Origin of the sequence: Sulfurimonas sp. SWIR-19, from assembly GCF_020410885.1 — a bacterium.
In the GTDB taxonomy this organism is placed as follows: domain Bacteria; phylum Campylobacterota; class Campylobacteria; order Campylobacterales; family Sulfurimonadaceae; genus Sulfurimonas; species Sulfurimonas sediminis.
On record NZ_CP084578.1, the window covers coordinates 322,739 to 337,756 of the forward strand.

At 39.1% G+C, this 15,018-nt stretch carries 17 protein-coding genes; 9 read left to right on the plus strand and 8 right to left on the minus strand.

Features of this window, described 5'->3' with window-relative positions; all coding sequences use genetic code 11:
• Positions 1-57: 57 nt before the first annotated feature.
• Positions 58-726, plus strand: a complete 669-nt coding sequence (locus LCX93_RS01715; RefSeq protein WP_226067608.1) for a hypothetical protein — start codon at positions 58-60, stop codon at positions 724-726.
• Here the strand turns inward: LCX93_RS01715 and LCX93_RS01720 are convergent.
• Positions 713-1,426, minus strand: a complete 714-nt coding sequence (locus LCX93_RS01720) for an arginyltransferase (RefSeq protein WP_226067610.1) — start codon at positions 1,424-1,426, stop codon at positions 713-715. The two genes, LCX93_RS01715 and LCX93_RS01720, sit on opposite strands and share 14 nt — an antisense overlap.
• 52 nt (positions 1,427-1,478) lie before the next feature.
• On the opposite strand from LCX93_RS01720, the gene LCX93_RS01725 reads away from it, so the two are divergent.
• The gene (locus tag LCX93_RS01725; RefSeq protein WP_226067612.1) at positions 1,479-1,802 is read left to right on the plus strand and encodes a hypothetical protein; all 324 of its coding nucleotides are present in this window, start codon (positions 1,479-1,481) and stop codon (positions 1,800-1,802) included.
• Here the strand turns inward: LCX93_RS01725 and prfB are convergent.
• Positions 1,799-2,896, minus strand: a complete 1,098-nt coding sequence (gene prfB, locus LCX93_RS01730; protein ID WP_226067613.1) for a peptide chain release factor 2 — start codon at positions 2,894-2,896, stop codon at positions 1,799-1,801. The two genes, LCX93_RS01725 and prfB, sit on opposite strands and share 4 nt — an antisense overlap.
• Before the next feature lie 62 nt (positions 2,897-2,958).
• Between prfB and panC the strand changes: the two genes are divergently transcribed.
• Positions 2,959-3,780, plus strand: coding sequence for a pantoate--beta-alanine ligase (gene panC / locus LCX93_RS01735; protein ID WP_226067615.1), 822 nt, complete (start codon positions 2,959-2,961; stop codon positions 3,778-3,780).
• On the opposite strand, the gene LCX93_RS01740 is transcribed toward panC, so the two are convergent.
• The 4 genes from LCX93_RS01740 to flgB are packed head-to-tail and all read right to left on the minus strand — an operon-like array spanning position 3,757 to position 6,798.
• Entirely contained in the window at positions 3,757-5,517 is a 1,761-nt protein-coding gene (locus LCX93_RS01740; protein WP_226067617.1) for a peptidoglycan D,D-transpeptidase FtsI family protein, read from the minus strand. The genes panC and LCX93_RS01740 overlap by 24 nt on opposite strands.
• A gap of 24 nt (positions 5,518-5,541) precedes the next feature.
• Positions 5,542-5,841 carry a flagellar hook-basal body complex protein FliE gene (gene fliE / locus LCX93_RS01745; protein ID WP_226067619.1) on the minus strand — a complete coding sequence of 100 codons (300 nt, stop codon included), beginning with the start codon at positions 5,839-5,841 and terminating at the stop codon, positions 5,542-5,544.
• Between the two features lie 18 nt (positions 5,842-5,859).
• The gene (flgC, locus tag LCX93_RS01750; protein ID WP_226067621.1) at positions 5,860-6,354 is read right to left on the minus strand and encodes a flagellar basal body rod protein FlgC; all 495 of its coding nucleotides are present in this window, start codon (positions 6,352-6,354) and stop codon (positions 5,860-5,862) included.
• A gap of 12 nt (positions 6,355-6,366) precedes the next feature.
• Positions 6,367-6,798 (minus strand): flagellar basal body rod protein FlgB, encoded by a 432-nt coding sequence (flgB, locus tag LCX93_RS01755; protein WP_226067623.1) that lies wholly within the window; start codon positions 6,796-6,798, stop codon positions 6,367-6,369.
• Between the two features lie 278 nt (positions 6,799-7,076).
• Between flgB and LCX93_RS01760 the strand changes: the two genes are divergently transcribed.
• From LCX93_RS01760 to LCX93_RS01775, 4 genes are all read left to right on the plus strand, one after another.
• Positions 7,077-7,454, plus strand: coding sequence for a type II secretion system protein (locus LCX93_RS01760; RefSeq protein WP_226067625.1), 378 nt, complete (start codon positions 7,077-7,079; stop codon positions 7,452-7,454).
• 197 nt (positions 7,455-7,651) lie between these two features.
• Positions 7,652-8,131: a prepilin-type N-terminal cleavage/methylation domain-containing protein gene (locus LCX93_RS01765; protein WP_226067627.1), complete on the plus strand. Its 480-nt coding sequence runs from the start codon at positions 7,652-7,654 to the stop codon at positions 8,129-8,131.
• Positions 8,132-8,148: 17 nt separating this feature from the next.
• Positions 8,149-8,601, plus strand: a complete 453-nt coding sequence (locus tag LCX93_RS01770) for a type II secretion system protein (protein WP_226067629.1) — start codon at positions 8,149-8,151, stop codon at positions 8,599-8,601.
• Between the two features lie 254 nt (positions 8,602-8,855).
• On the plus strand, positions 8,856-10,862 hold the full coding sequence (locus LCX93_RS01775; RefSeq protein ID WP_226067631.1) for a primosomal protein N': 2,007 nt from the start codon (positions 8,856-8,858) through the stop codon (positions 10,860-10,862).
• A gap of 116 nt (positions 10,863-10,978) precedes the next feature.
• On the opposite strand, the gene LCX93_RS01780 is transcribed toward LCX93_RS01775, so the two are convergent.
• Entirely contained in the window at positions 10,979-11,548 is a 570-nt protein-coding gene (locus LCX93_RS01780; RefSeq protein WP_226067633.1) for an NUDIX domain-containing protein, read from the minus strand.
• Complete coding sequence (locus LCX93_RS01785) at positions 11,541-12,731, minus strand: peptidoglycan DD-metalloendopeptidase family protein (protein ID WP_226067635.1); 1,191 nt, start codon at positions 12,729-12,731, stop codon at positions 11,541-11,543. The genes LCX93_RS01780 and LCX93_RS01785 overlap by 8 nt, the downstream gene beginning before the upstream one ends.
• 100 nt (positions 12,732-12,831) lie before the next feature.
• On the opposite strand from LCX93_RS01785, the gene LCX93_RS01790 reads away from it, so the two are divergent.
• Together LCX93_RS01790 and LCX93_RS01795 are read left to right on the plus strand one after the other, a co-directional pair.
• Positions 12,832-13,629, plus strand: a complete 798-nt coding sequence (locus LCX93_RS01790) for a plasminogen-binding N-terminal domain-containing protein (protein WP_226067652.1) — start codon at positions 12,832-12,834, stop codon at positions 13,627-13,629.
• A 1-nt stretch (position 13,630) separates the two neighbouring features.
• The gene (locus tag LCX93_RS01795; RefSeq protein WP_226067670.1) at positions 13,631-15,016 is read left to right on the plus strand and encodes an FAD-linked oxidase C-terminal domain-containing protein; all 1,386 of its coding nucleotides are present in this window, start codon (positions 13,631-13,633) and stop codon (positions 15,014-15,016) included.
• The last annotated feature ends 2 nt before the right edge of the window (positions 15,017-15,018 follow it).

Consider the following 15,018-nt stretch of genomic DNA (forward strand, 5'->3'; position numbering starts at 1 on the left):
CCTCTTTTAAAAATAAAAATTCTGTTATAATGATAAAAATTTTTCAGGCTGATATGAATGCATAAAATACTATTTTTACTTATACTCACTACACTGCTTGCGGCACAAAATCCAAAAGCTTTTTCTGCGCTTGGTGATATTATTTACAATAATGTAGATAAAATTCAAAAGCTTACAAATATAAAAGAATATGCACCGTATGAAAAGAAAATACAAGAGTATGCTGCTGCTGTCAAAAAGTTGAAAAAAGAGGGTTTTTTTCTGGATGAAGGTGTGGTTAAAGACAAGATGCACTACCTAAACAGATTAAGAGAACTTTCACGGACAAATGATTTTTTTGTACGCTCTGTCAAAAGAAATCTGGATTTGGCAATTGAAAATGAAAATTCAAAACTTTTCACAAAACTGGCAAACAGTGGACTGATTGATGAAAAAAGAAGTAAAAACAAGATACTCGATTACTATTTTGCACATTCTGATGATGTAAATACAACAGGAATAATACAAAAATATTTGGATGAAGATAAAAAATTACAGGCAAAAAAAGAGCGTAAAAAAAGCCTGCTGCAACGAAAAAAAGAACGAGAATTAGAAAAAATTCAAAGAATCAGAAAAAAAGACAAACTCGAACAGCAAAAACTGGAAGAACAGCTTAACAAAGAAGTTCAAAAGAAAAAGTTACAAATCAGAGAAGAACAAAAAAAAGAGCTCTCTAAGACCATATAAATTTTTCATGTTCGTGCGGTCTGCCTTGGAGTGTGAGGTAAGGAGTATATTGTGCTTTGTAAGAAAGCGAAGGGCAGCCTTCTACATAGTACCCCAGATATATCCATTTTTTGTTTGTATTTTTAGCATATTTTATTTGATTATACAAGGAGAGCTTGCCTAAAGAGTATTGGGCATAATCCGGATCATAATAAAAATAGATTGATGATATTCCGTTTTCAAGTATATCTATCAAATCTACGGCAATAAGCCTTTCCTGATCATAATAAAGCACTTCATAGCCAAAGTCAGCATGGCCTGTGACAAAAGAGTTATAGTAGTGCTGTGCAGTTGTTGCAGAGTAGTCCCACCCTTTTTTATCATGCATATAAAGATGGTACTTTTCAAAGAGTTCAAGGTGCTCCTGCGTTACACTAGGGACCTGTATGTAAGAAGTAATATCTTTTGCTTTTTTCATAACTCTTTTGGCAGATTTACTGAATGTATAGTTTTCTACATCAATCTTAATACTCTGACACTCTGTACATGCAGTGCATATGGGTCTAAAGTACATTTTTCCAAAACGACGGTATCCTCGTTCAATCAGAGCTTCACAGGATTTGGAATCACAATTGTTGATCACTTTATAGTGTGTAGTTTGTTTTTTGTCGCTCAGATAGGAGCATGTATCATCAAGTAAAAATTCTTTAAGTAGATTCATACTGAGATTCTGACATAATTTGCTTTAGAAAGAGCAAAAAAAAAGAGGACAGATGGATTTTTTTTTAAAACATAAGATTATGATACTCAGATCAGTTGGTGCACTCATGCTTTTGATCGGTTTTGCAGCACATTTCTGGACGACACCGAAGACGGTGGTAAGTGAAACTGAAATAGCAGCAGCAAATGTAGCAAGAATGGAAGCAAGTGTCAAAGGAGATGTGAAAAGTCTGAAAAAGGCTAAACCGGATGTAACAACTTTTCGAGAATCTTTAATGAGTGCGCAGGAACAGCAACAAAGATACCTTACTGTTTTTGCAATGATTTTGGGCGTTTTGTTTCTTGCCTACAGTTTTGTGAAAAAAGAGCAGGATTAAGAACGGTTCATGGCTATTAAAACACCCTCAATCATGCCATCAATGTCTCCATCCAAAATAGCAGAGACATTAGAGTAGGCTTCATTGCTTCTTGTGTCCTTGATTTGCTGGTAAGGCTGCATAACATAAGAGCGTATTTGGTGTCCCCAGCCTATTTCACTTTTGGCGATGCCTGCTTCTTTCGCTTTTTGTTCCTCAAGTTCTAATTCATAGAGACGGGATTTGAGCATTTTCATGGCTGTGGCTTTGTTTTTATGCTGGCTTCTGTCATTTTGACACTGCACAACGACGCCTGTCGGAATGTGCGTTAATCGTATAGCAGATTCTGTTTTGTTTACATGTTGTCCGCCGGCACCGCTTGATCGGTAGGTGTCTATACGCAGGTCTTTGTCTTCGATAGTAATGTCGATATCATCATCTATTTCAGGAGAAACCATAACAGAGGCAAAAGAGGTATGGCGTTTGGCATTGGAATCAAAGGGTGAAATTCTTACAAGTCTGTGAATACCGTTTTCAACCTTGAGATAACCATAGGCATTTTCGCCCTTTATAAGAATGGAAACATCTTTGATGCCCGCTTCATCTCCTGCCTGGTAATCCAAAACTTCTACTTTAAACCCACGTCTCTCCGCCCATCGTTTGTACATTCTCAGCAGCATTTGGGCCCAGTCCTGTGATTCCGTTCCTCCGGCACCGGGGTGAATGGAAAGAATTGCATTGTTTGCATCGGTTTCTCCGCTCAGAAGTACCTCAATCTCCATATCACGAATCTGTTTTTCCAGGTTTGGAGCATCTTCATAGAGTGCTTCAAGAGATTCTGTATCATTTTCTTCTTTTGCCATCTCATACAGCTCATTTGCATCTGCAACAGCATTTTTGGCAGTAGTATATTTATCAAGTTTTCTTTGGAGTTGAGTCTTCTCTTTTTGTATTTTGCCTGCATAAGCAGCATCATTCCAAAAATCCTGATCATTTTCCATTTTCTGTATTTCTTCTAATCTTGTCTCAATTTTATCCGGTTCGACAACACCTGTAATGTTTTTCATTTTGCTGTCAATGTTTTTCAAAAGTTCTGTGTATTCGTAGTTGTCCATCTTCCATCACTTAGTGGCGTTAAATTTGTTATAATTGCAATTATATTATATCAGGACTTAAAATGAAGATTATTTCGGATCCTTTAGAACTAAAAGAGCATCTAAAAAAGAGTAATTCATCAGTAGGCTTTGTCCCTACTATGGGTGCTTTGCATGAAGGGCATATTGCTTTGATAAAGCGCGCAAGGCAAGAGAATGAAATAGTTGTGGTTTCTATCTTTGTCAATCCGACACAGTTTTTGGCAGGCGAAGATTTAGATAAATATCCGAAAAAAGATGATGCCGATAAGAAAATATGTGAACTGGCAGGCGTAGATGTCCTTTTCTTCCCCACCGCAGAGGATATGTACAGCAACGATGAAGTGAAAATCTGTGCGCCTAATGTACGCGGATATGTTTTAGAAGGTGCAACAAGACCGGGACATTTCAGCGGCGTTTTGAGAGTTGTCATGAAACTGCTCAATATTGTCTCCCCGACAAGAGCCTACTTTGGAAAAAAAGATGCCCAACAGCTTAATCTCATAAGTCTCATGGTAAAACAGTTTTTTATGGATGTTGAAATTGTTCCTGTAAATATCGTTCGCGATAGCGATGGACTGGCACTCAGCAGCAGAAATGTGTATCTTTCAAAAGCACAAAGGGAAGAAGCCTTGAAAATTCCAAAGTCATTATATGCAGCTTCAAAGCTTATCAGTAAAAATATTTTGGATACAGTAAAAATTAAAGAGGAGATGCACGCTATCTTGTCTCCTTTGGAAATAAAATATGTAGAAATACTTAATCGTGATTTTGAAGTAATAGAAAAAGTACAAATCGGCAATACTGTTATTCTTGTGGAAGTGATTGTTGGAGAGACAAGGCTACTTGACAATATTTGGCTCTAAATAACCTTCTTCTATCATAATATCAACCGCTTTTTTAAAGACAGGAACAGCAGTCTGGGCTGCAAACTGGCTTTTTTTAGGCTGTATAACAATGACACCTATGGTGTATTTGTGCTTTTTGTCATTGGCAAATCCCATAAAAGCAGTATTGTATTTCCTTACATACTGTCCTTTTTCAACAATGTGCGCAGTTCCTGTTTTTCCGCCGATTTGCAATCCTTTTGTGATGGCTTTTTTTCCGGTGCCTTCATTCACGGTTTTGAGTAAAATCTTATTCATTCTTTTGGCTGTGGCACTTTTTATAACCTGCACACTCTCCTCATAACCGAGTTCTTTTACAGTGCCGTGTTCATCTATAAAGCTTTTGACAAGTTTAGGTCTTACCATGCGCCCGTTGTTGTTAAAAGCACTGTAGGCACGGAGCAGTTGCATAAGATTCGCACGGATTCCGTAACCGTAGGCACAGGTAGCTTTGTATATTTCATTTTCAAGCCGTTTGGCACTTGGAACAGAGCCTTTTTTTTCATAAATCAAATCAGGTGTGGATTTGCTTGCAAAACCAAATTTTTTCAGCCCTTGATAAAAATCATATCCGGAGAGTCTTTGTGCCAGCTGGGCTATACCGATATTTGAAGAGTAGACTATAACATTCTCAGCCGAGAGCCAGTCAAATCTGTGCTCATCAGTAATAACCTTTCTGCCTATTTTAAAGCGTCCGTTATGTCCGTTTACCAAATCATAGGGATTGACAAGTTTGTGTTCGAGGAGCAGGGCAAAAGTGATAGGCTTCAAAACACTTCCCGGCTCAAAACTGTACTCTATCATGGAGCTGTTTAGAGAGGGATAGTCACTGCGTCTAATCTTTTTTGGTAAATATCTATTGGAACTCGCTATTGCATAGACATCACCTGTTTTGGAGTCCATAACAGCAATCATTACCTCTTTTGCACGGAGTTCTTTTTTCATGCCATCAAGCATCTTTTCTATGCGTATTTGAAAAGAAACCGGAATGGTCAGTTTGATGTCAAGCCCGTTTATTTTTGGTTTGGTAAAGCTCTCTTTATTTAAAATAATGTAGCTGTTTACATCGCGTTTGCCTCTGCTGTAGCCGTCTTGTCTGGGTGAGAGTTCGTTGTCAAATCTTTTTTCAAGTCCTTTGACTCCTTTGATGGAGGTGTATCCGTCTTCTTCTATTTTATGCGGATAACCTATAACAGGAGTAAGCAGGGTTCCATAAGGATACTCCCGGCTTTCCCCGCTCTCAAGTATGCTGAGCCCATGCACAGAACGAAGCCCTGTTGCCGGGTTTTTTAACTCTAAAAATACTTTAAAGCGTCGCAGCTCTCTCGCGAGTGTTTTGAGATAATGTGCTTTTATCTGGGGAACATTATAACTCAAAACGACAACACCTTTGCGTTTGGAGAGTCTTTTTTTAATGGCCTTTGGTGCCATGCCTGAGTAAATACTGAAAAGCTTTACAAACAACTCTTTTTTATCAGGGTCGATGTATCGGGTATTGACAACTGCTTTATAGAGTTTTTTTGTTGTAGCTATGTGAAAACCATCTGCACTGATGATGCTGCCACGCTGTGCTTTTGAGCTTTCTGTCGCATACAAAGAGGGCATACGGCGTGATTTTGTGGCAGTGAGAAGCATAACACTTAAAAAAACCGCAAAAGCAAGAGAAATAAGGACATAAAGAAGGAATATTTTTTTACTTTTGTTACGGTTTACCATGAAGTTATTATGTGCTGAGGCAGGTTATAATTGTGTTCTGCCAATCTCTTTGTAGGCATTTAATGCTTTGTTTCGAATCTCTAACATAAGTTTCATACTTGTTTCTGCTTTGCCGATTGCAAGAGCTGCCTGATGAAGATCTTTTACCTGGCCTGTCGCCAAATCCGCTATAGCTTCTTCGCTCTCTTTTTGAATGTCATTGACTTCATTGAGGGCTGATTTTAACTGCTGGGCAAAAGCTTCGCCTCCGGTTTTTTCAGTGCTGCCTTTTTGTTTTAAAAGGTCTGCTGTTGAGGCACCGGAAATATTATTAATGTTGTTCATAATCTTTCACTTCCTTTTTTACTGCAACAGTGATATGGCAGCGTTTGCCATATCCTTTGCACTTTGAAATGCCGCAACATTGGCTTGATACGAGCGTGTTGCCTCTACCAAATCGGACATTTCGACCACAGGATTAATATTTGGATATGCCACATATCCGTTTGCATCTGCATCGGGGTTGTTTGGCTCAAATTTCATAAGAGGTTTGCTGTCGTCTCTTACAATTTTGTCAACTACTACACTCATTATAGCAGGATTTACCTTTTGTCCAAATTGTCCTTCATTCAAAGGGTCTTGATATTTGGCACTTTGTGCAGTCTCACCCAGGGCTTTGTTGTATACATCATTAAAGTTTACAGCTCTAAAAACAACCTCTTTGCGACGATAGGGTCCGCCTTCTTCTGTTCTTGTTGTTTGGGCATTGGCGATATTGCTTGAGATGACATTGACACGAACTCTTTGGGCTGAGAGTCCGTATCCGCTGATATCAAAGCTGTTGAGAAAATTACTCATTTTTTTTTATCCTTAATTTACTTTTGCCGAAGCATCTATAACACTTTTAAATATACCTGCATCTTTTTTTGCCGCCATGACAATGGCATTAAACATGATGGAGTTCTTACTCATTTCGGTTGTTTCCACATCTATATCGACAGAGTTGCCGTCATTTCGAGCCATATGCCCGTCTCTGAAAAAGAGTGTCGGCTTTACCTGGCTTGTTTCTTCTTTTGGCGCCAAATGTCTGGAGTCTGTCTGTGCCATTTTCAACTGATGTGCATTGTCCTGATACAGGGCGTTTTTTTGTGCAATCAAAGCATCTTCAAAACTGATATCTCTTGGTTTGTAATAAGGTGTATCCGCATTGGCAATATTTGATGCTATCATATCCTGACGTGCAACACGATAGTCCATCGCCTTCGTCAAAAGGGAATGTGTTTTAGATATTTCAATGCTCATAAATACTCCTTCTTTACATGTAACACTAAACAAGCAAATCCTATTCCATATATTTTATTCCTTCTCGGAATCCGTACTTTAGTGCGGACCATGCGTCATTCAAACAAAAAAACGAACCAAAAAGATCTAAAGGGCTTCTCAAAACCCGCACTTCACAGTGCGGGCTCAATTGCTTCCATGTAAAAAACTAAAATTAAGCAAACTTTAATGTAAATAGGTCCATAATGTTCTCTAAGATTACCAGAGTAATCCAATTTTTAAAAATATAAGGAGTTCTTATGAAAAGAGCTGGTTTTACAATGATCGAATTGATCTTCGTTATCGTTATTTTAGGTATTTTGGCAGCAGTTGCCATTCCAAAACTTGCAGCGACACGTGATGATGCGAAAGCTTCAACGGAACTTACAAATATTGCTACATGTATAAATGATGCGGGTAATGCTTATACAGCAACAGGAACAGAAGATAATAGTTCAGCATCTTGTACGCAACTTAAATGTTATAGTGTCTCTACGGGGAATTCAGCAACTGATGGTAATATTACAGTAACTTATACTGGTGCTGGTGGAACTTATTGTGCAAATGTAAAGACTGCGGTTGAGGCCAAAGATTTAAATGGAACACATCAATTTGGTGGTACTAATATAGTATATTAATATTTACTATTGATGAACATTGCAGAAATTCTCAATTTATGAGTTGGGAATTTCTGTAAAATATTTTTATTTCTTTAAGCTTTTATTACACTATCTATCTAATTATAGAATCTCCTAAAACTTTAAAACAAAAATAATGAAAATTATGATACTATAAACAAATCCAGTTGTTTTATATTATCAAGGAATAAATAGTGATGAAAAATAGATTTCAGAGACATTCGTTTCACAGCGCTTTTACAATGGTTGAATTGGTTTTTGTCATTGTTATTTTAGGTATTTTGGCAGCTGTAGCCATTCCTAAATTGGCTGCAACAAGAAGCGATGCCGAGGTCTCTAAAATGGCAATGAGTATAATGACAGGGGCATCTGAAATCGCTTCGTATGCAATGAGTAAAGCAAAAACTGAAAACAATCTTTCTGTAATGTCCAATGCCATATCTTCCTTGGAAAACACAGGAGAAGCGGCTATTTCCACAGCAGATAAGAAAGCAGTTTTTAAAGTCGGTTCTGTAAATGATTGTGCTACAATACAGATACAGACAGGTGTAAATGATGATAATTTAACGATTCTCTTTGGCAATGCAGGCAGTGACACACTCTGTGAGGCACTACAAGGGGCAATAGATGCTTCGCAGTACCCAATGAAGCTTCGTGGAACATCTGTTATTTATTGACAAAAGGTTATACGCTTATGAAGAAATCAAAACAGGCTTTTACAATGATAGAACTTGTTTTTGTCATTGTTGTATTGGGCATCCTGGCAAGTATTGCCATTCCCAAGTTTGCCGCAACAAGAACAGATGCACAGATAAGTAAAGCGCGTGCCGATATTGCTTCGGTGCGTTCTGCTATTTTGACAGACAGACAGGCGCATATTATCAAAGGCGATCCGGATTATATCTCTGGTTTGAGTCAAAACAGTACAACTCTTTTTGACGGGAACGGAACCAGAGAGCTTTTAATGTATGGCATAAAAGCCGGAAATACAGATGGGCATTGGAGTACCACAGATAATGCTGCACCTTATTTGCATTATGTATATAAAGTGGGCGGTAAAAACTGTGCCTTTACCTATAGCCCTACAACAGGAAGATTTGATTTAAATACCGGTCAAGATACAATTTGCGATAAACTTGTAGACTAAATAATTAATCGAAATTCGAGTATAATTAAGTATGGCTAAACTTGTCGCTTCTCTTTTGGCTTTATTTATTATAATATCACGAAGTATTCACTCGAATATAAAAAGATTAAAGGATTTATGAAATGGATTTAGCAACAATTGCAATTGTAGCAGTAGCAGTTCTTTTTGCAGCTACAATAATATACGGAACAAAACAAATAATCGAAATTGACAGTTAGTGTTGTATCATATAGTGTAAATAAATCTTTTTAAATTTGCGTATAAATTACTACAATATAGCACTCATAGGTTCACCACTTGGTGAGTTTACCTATCACTCAGAACAAGAGATAGAAATCGGCAGACGTGTAAGCGTACATGTAAAGAGTAGAACACTCAGTGGTGTTGTTGTTTCAGCATGTAAACAGCCTGATTTTAAAACCCATGAAATTTTAGAAGTACATGCGTTTCATTTTTCAGACAAACAGCTTGCACTTGCCAGGTTTATAGCCTCTTATTATATCTGTTCTTTAGGTGATGCTTTTGCATTAATGCTGCCTTACGAAATATCAGCCGGCACTGAAACAGCAGTCCTTGGAACCCAGACTTCAGTCTGGGCTGCACGATATGACAGCTTAGAAAATGTAGCCAAAACATCAGCCGGCACTGAAGTACCGGTTCCGGGTGTAAATAAAACTGAGGCAAGAGCCCTCGGAACCCAGACTTCAGTCTGGGCTGTGCGTCACAAGAACACAAAAAGCACCTCAAAAATTATACTTTCATCCAAACAGGAAAATGCACTCACTTTCTTAAAACAACACAAAGTCTCCCTTCTTTTTGGCGATACAGGCAGCGGAAAAACAGAAGTCTATATGAAATACTTTGAACAGATGGCAGAAAGAGGAAAAACCTCCATCTTTTTAATGCCTGAAATCTCTCTGACACCGCAGATGTCCAAACGCCTCAAAGAACATTTTGGTGAAGATTTTGTCATGTGGCACTCAAAACTCACACCCCTGGCAAAGAAAAAAGCCCTGGCTAAAATCTATGCAGGTGAAGCAAAAATCATTGCCGGTGCACGTTCGGCTCTTTTTTTGCCTGTCAAAAATCTGGGACTCATTGTTGTGGATGAAGAGCATGACGAGAGTTACAAGTCATCTTCGCGACCGCGATACAATGCAAGAGATTTAGCCATTTATATGGGCAAACTTTATGATGTTCCTGTAGTGCTTGGCAGTGCGACACCCTCTTTGACCTCTTATGTAAAATTTCCACATTTCAGACTCAAAGGCGGGCATTTTAGCTCCGAGAAAAGTTTTCTGTACGAAAAAAGTCCCGAAAGCCTCTCTCCTGTGGTTTTACAAAATTTACAAAAAATTTTAGAAAAAAAAGAGCAGGCTATCGTCTTTTTGCCGACACGCGCCAATTTTAAATATTTGCAGTGTCAAGACTGCGGGCATACAATAAAATGTGCCTTTTGCAGTGTCGGCATGAGCGTGCATCAACATTCGCGTGCTTTGAAATGCCACTACTGTAATTTTACACAGGCAATCCCTCAGGTCTGTCCGGAATGCCACAGTCCGCATTTATCGAGTACAAGACTCGGAACAGCAGAAGCGGTGAAAATTTTACAAGAAGTTTTGCCGAGTGCAAGAGTAGAACAGTTTGACCGGGATGTCATTACCACGGCAAACAAACTCAAAAAAGCATTAAAGCGTTTTAATGACAAAGAGAGTGATATTCTTGTCGGTACCCAAATGCTCTCAAAAGGGCATGATTATCACGGAGTCACTTTGGCTGTGGTACTTGGTATGGACAACATGCTGAACATGGGTGATTATCGTGCGCGGGAAAAAGCACTTGCCTCTTTGATTCAGGTAGCGGGAAGAAGTGGGCGGGCAAAAGATGCCAAAGTCATCGTGCAGACTTTCAATGAGGATTTTTTCAAGACCTACATAGAGAGATATGAAGATTTTTTGGAAGAAGAAAAGATTTTCAGACAGGAGCTGTATCCGCCTTATAAAAAACTCTGTCGTATTTTGTTTGCGCATAAAAACGGTCTCAAAGCACAAAACGCTATGCGGCAAATGCATGAAAATCTGCTTACATGTAAAGGTATAGAGATAGTAGGTGCAAAAAAATGTGCCATAGAAAAAGTAGCAAACAAGTACAGGTTTGAGATACTGCTTCGGGCTGACAAAAGTACGGATATTATAAAAGCGGTGAAGTCTGCAAAAGTGGATTTGGCGGAAATAGACATGGACCCAATAGAGTTTGGGTAGAGTGTATTGGACTTATATAACCTAACAGTCGGCACTAAATTTTTGACTTGTTTTGCCGTAAAGCCCGCACTGAAGTACGGGTTCCGAAGGGGGAAAAGAAACTCGAAATAGGTACTTTAGTGCTGACCTTTTTTAGTATCAAAAAACCAGTAAAATGCCAAAGAAACACCCGTTGTCTTTTGATAGCTTTCATCAAACATAAATTTTTTTGCTTCACTGAGTGGAATATATATGACTTCTATCTCCTCTTCCTCAAGTCCACCACCGTCATTGACTTTCATACTCTCGTCAATTTCGGCATAATAGAGTGTCTGATGTGTTCCTGATATGCCGACACTGGTGTAAAAAGCACTGATTTTTTCCAAGTTTTGTACAGGTACGTCGTACCCGCACTCTTCCAAAATCTCCTCTTTGGCTATTTGCGCATTTGAGCACTCTTTGTCAACAATGCCGGCACAGAGTTCATACATGTAACCGTTGTTTTGATTTTTGTTCAGCACAGTAGCGCGGAGCTGCTTGACAAGGACAAAGGCATCTTTTTGTGTGTGATAGAGCAGTATGGCAACACTGTCATGCGAAAGGACAGCTTCCCACTTTTTTGCTACACCGTTTTGTGTATAGTTTATCTCTACGGGTTTGACAAAATTTGGAACTTTCAGCTCTTTTATGGAAGTTATTTTACCCATTGTCTTTTTCCTTTAAAAGGTGGATGTAGGACATGTTTTCAAAAGGCGGGCGTTTTTTACAGGCTGTTTTGTTGTTGAGGTGAAGATTGACACTTTCATCATAGTTTTTCTTTAATCGTAAAAATGCTTTTTTTGCTTTGCCTTTGAGCTTTTTGGTCGTTACCTGCACAACTCTGAGAGGATTGATGGCGCGTCCTCTCTTTCTGAGTTCAAAATGCAGGTGTGGTCCGGTTGAGCGACCGGTGGAACCGACATAGCCTATAGTCTGCCCTTTTTTTACACGTCTGCCCCTGTGAATACCTCTGCGAAATGATTTTAAGTGGGCATAGCGTGTTTCATAGCCGTCAGCATGGCGTATTTTTATCAAATTGCCATAGCTTCCCATTCTTGAAGCCCATACAATGACCCCTCTGCCTGCTGCAATAACCGGTGTTCCGCGTCTTGCAGCATAGTCAACGCCGAGATGTGCTTTCCATTTATGCAGCACAGGGTGCCATCTTCTTTTTGTAAAATAAGAAGATATTCTGGCTCCCCTTACCGGACGGGCCAGTAAAAAACCTTCGACTTCATGGGCTTTTTCATCATAATAGCGTCCGTCACTGTTGAGGTAGATAAAGTGTTTTTTGTGATGCATTTCTATCATGGCGACTTTTAAAGTCGGCATGGAAAAAGGTTCACCAAGACGATATTTCTGCTCATAAATCATGACAAGTTCATCGCCTTTGCGAATGTCATTTTTAAAGTTTAACGAGTGTTTGAAACTGGCAACAAAAATCTGTGCCAGTTTTTTGGAACCTGTTTCTTTTAAAATATTGTACATCGGTGAACTTGTTATCGTTGTGTAAAAAGCTTCTGTTTTTGTTGTGCTTATAATGGGGATAGCTTCAAATTTGTAGCTTTTGTCATCTTTGTATATATGAATTTGCAGTTCATCATTCAAAGGCAGTAAAATCTGTTCTATCTCTTCTTTGTCATCTTTTAAAATCTGGTAATGAATGCCTGCACGCATCTCCTCTGTGAGTCTTTGGTCATCCTTGTCAAGATTGTAGTAAAGCGGTCGCAAGGGAAGATTGTGGTTTTGTAAAAAATCCAGATAAGTTTCTCCGTTACTCCACCGGTATCTGTCCACATGGGCAGCAAAAGAGGAGGTAATCAGTAAAAAAAATATGAAAAATCGTATCATAAATATAAGCCTAGAATAAATAATTTGCAAAGATTATCAAATTTTGGCTTAGTCTGAGGTTTGTTTGATATAATCATAAACAAAAAATCAAAGAAGAAACATGAAATATATACTTTTATTCACAATACTTGCCTTGGAAGTTTTTGGCGCTGTTGTAAAATCACCTGTAGTCTCAGTTGATTATCAAAATGAAACTGCAACCATAAAAACAGACAAAATAGATGTCGGTGTCAGTGGTTTTGTTGTGCATCACATTACCCCTGAGCACAGTGCCATTGTCAGAAATGCGGTTGTGCAGAGTTTTGATGCGCAAACAAAGACGGCAACCATCAAAATGAGTGCATTTACTGCCTTGCAAAACAGTGCATTGCCTCACGGAAAATGGCAACCTCAGGTCGGTGATACGGTTGAGTTGGCATTCGGTTACTCCCGTTCACTGCTTATTGCTCCCAATGAAGAGATTTATTATAGAATTGCCAAGAGTGTGCAGACACAATGGATCCATCCGGATCTTTTTGCAACGGTTCTTTCTTTTCGGGGACATCCGACACCTTTAAAAGAGGACTTTGAAGCGATGGCGGATGCCAGCAGCGTGGGATTGCTTTTTATATATCTCAACCAAAAAGTATATACGCTCGACATCAAAAGTTTTAAAATCCTGAGTATCAGTGATGCAAAACTCAAACAAGACAAAGTACATCTTCCTTTTTATACGCGTGTCAACAACATAGATGCTGCATGGTGGGGAGCGGGAAGTTCGAGACTCAAAAGTTATGAACCACACTATTACGAGCTTTTGGTTGCAAACAATAAAACGAACAAAGAACTCTACAGTATTATAAAAAACGGTGATGCCAAGTTGCATTATTTACTTGATGAATTTGAAACAGGAAAATAAAATGATTGATAAAAAACATTTACAACACTTTACAAATATTGTAGGTGAAGAGAATATTTACAGTGATAAGGCACATTTGCTTGCCTATTCATATGATGCGACACGTGAGCATTTTGAACCCGATGCGGTTGTGTTTCCAAGAAATGAAACAGATGTCAGCGAAATACTCAAATACTGCAATGAACATAAGATTATCATAGTGCCTCGCGGTGCAGGTTCAGGCTTTACGGGTGGAGCATTGCCGAGTAAAGGCGGTATAGTGTTGGCTATGGAAAAACATATGAATAAAATCTTAGAAATAGATATGAAAAATATGGTCGCCATAGTCCAACCGGGTGTTATAAATATGGATTTGCAAAAAAAAGTGGAAGAAGTAGGGCTTTTTTATCCGCCGGATCCTGCGAGTCAGGACTATTCAACCATCGGTGGCAATGTGAGTGAAAATGCCGGCGGTATGCGCGCTGCAAAATACGGTATCACAAAAGATTATGTGATGGCAACGCGGGCAGTTCTGCCAAATGGTGATGTCATTAAAGCAGGAAAGAGAACCATAAAAGATGTGGCAGGGTACAACATCAGCGGTATTTTGATCGCGAGTGAAGGGACTTTGGCAGTGCTTACAGAAATCACGCTCAAACTCATCCCAAAACCGAAAATGACAAAAACAGCGATGGGAATTTTTCCAACGGTCAATGAAGCCATGGAAGCAGTCTATAAAACGATGGCAAGCGGCATCACGCCTGTTGCAATGGAATTTTTGGACAACTTGACAATTCGTGCCGTAGAAGAGACTTTTCACAAAGGTTTGCCTGTTGATGCGGGTGCCTTGCTTGTCACAGATGTGGACGGAAATCTTGAGGATGATCTGGATTTTCAGCTTGCACAGATTGAAAAAGTATTTCGTGAAAACGGCTGCAGTGATTTTAAAGTGGCAAAAGATGACAAAGAGGCGGCAGACATCTGGTTTGCACGTCGTAATGCTTCCCCTTCACTGAGTATTTACGGCAGTAAAAAGCTCAATGAAGACGTAACGGTACCGCGTTCTGCACTACCGGAACTCTTAGAGAGATTTTATGCCATTGCAGACAAATACAATGTCAAAATCCCGTGTTTTGGACATACGGGAGATGGCAATGTGCATACAAATGTCATGGTTGACGGGAGTGACCCTGAGCAGGTAAAAATTGCCTATAAAGCGATAGAAGAGGTGTTTCAGGCAACGATTGATCTGGGCGGAACACTCTCTGGTGAGCACGGAATAGGACTTGCAAAAGCACCGTACATGAAAATGGCATTCACTGATGCGGAGATGGCACTGTTTAAATCCATCAAAAAAGCATTTGATCCGAACAATATCTTAAACCCTGCAAAAATGGGACTTGACTAACA

What these genes read in the sequence shown, in the direction of transcription:
- LCX93_RS01715 (WP_226067608.1), top strand. Translation starts at nt 58, where the DNA reads ATGCATAAAATACTATTTTTACTTATACTCACTACACTGCTTGCGGCA.
- LCX93_RS01720 (WP_226067610.1), bottom strand. Translation starts at nt 1,426, where the DNA reads ATGAATCTACTTAAAGAATTTTTACTTGATGATACATGCTCCTATCTG.
- LCX93_RS01725 (WP_226067612.1), top strand. Translation starts at nt 1,479, where the DNA reads ATGGATTTTTTTTTAAAACATAAGATTATGATACTCAGATCAGTTGGT.
- prfB (WP_226067613.1), bottom strand. Translation starts at nt 2,896, where the DNA reads ATGGACAACTACGAATACACAGAACTTTTGAAAAACATTGACAGCAAA.
- panC (WP_226067615.1), top strand. Translation starts at nt 2,959, where the DNA reads ATGAAGATTATTTCGGATCCTTTAGAACTAAAAGAGCATCTAAAAAAG.
- LCX93_RS01740 (WP_226067617.1), bottom strand. Translation starts at nt 5,517, where the DNA reads ATGGTAAACCGTAACAAAAGTAAAAAAATATTCCTTCTTTATGTCCTT.
- fliE (WP_226067619.1), bottom strand. Translation starts at nt 5,841, where the DNA reads ATGAACAACATTAATAATATTTCCGGTGCCTCAACAGCAGACCTTTTA.
- flgC (WP_226067621.1), bottom strand. Translation starts at nt 6,354, where the DNA reads ATGAGTAATTTTCTCAACAGCTTTGATATCAGCGGATACGGACTCTCA.
- flgB (WP_226067623.1), bottom strand. Translation starts at nt 6,798, where the DNA reads ATGAGCATTGAAATATCTAAAACACATTCCCTTTTGACGAAGGCGATG.
- LCX93_RS01760 (WP_226067625.1), top strand. Translation starts at nt 7,077, where the DNA reads ATGAAAAGAGCTGGTTTTACAATGATCGAATTGATCTTCGTTATCGTT.
- LCX93_RS01765 (WP_226067627.1), top strand. Translation starts at nt 7,652, where the DNA reads ATGAAAAATAGATTTCAGAGACATTCGTTTCACAGCGCTTTTACAATG.
- LCX93_RS01770 (WP_226067629.1), top strand. Translation starts at nt 8,149, where the DNA reads ATGAAGAAATCAAAACAGGCTTTTACAATGATAGAACTTGTTTTTGTC.
- LCX93_RS01780 (WP_226067633.1), bottom strand. Translation starts at nt 11,548, where the DNA reads ATGGGTAAAATAACTTCCATAAAAGAGCTGAAAGTTCCAAATTTTGTC.
- LCX93_RS01785 (WP_226067635.1), bottom strand. Translation starts at nt 12,731, where the DNA reads ATGATACGATTTTTCATATTTTTTTTACTGATTACCTCCTCTTTTGCT.
- LCX93_RS01790 (WP_226067652.1), top strand. Translation starts at nt 12,832, where the DNA reads ATGAAATATATACTTTTATTCACAATACTTGCCTTGGAAGTTTTTGGC.
- LCX93_RS01795 (WP_226067670.1), top strand. Translation starts at nt 13,631, where the DNA reads ATGATTGATAAAAAACATTTACAACACTTTACAAATATTGTAGGTGAA.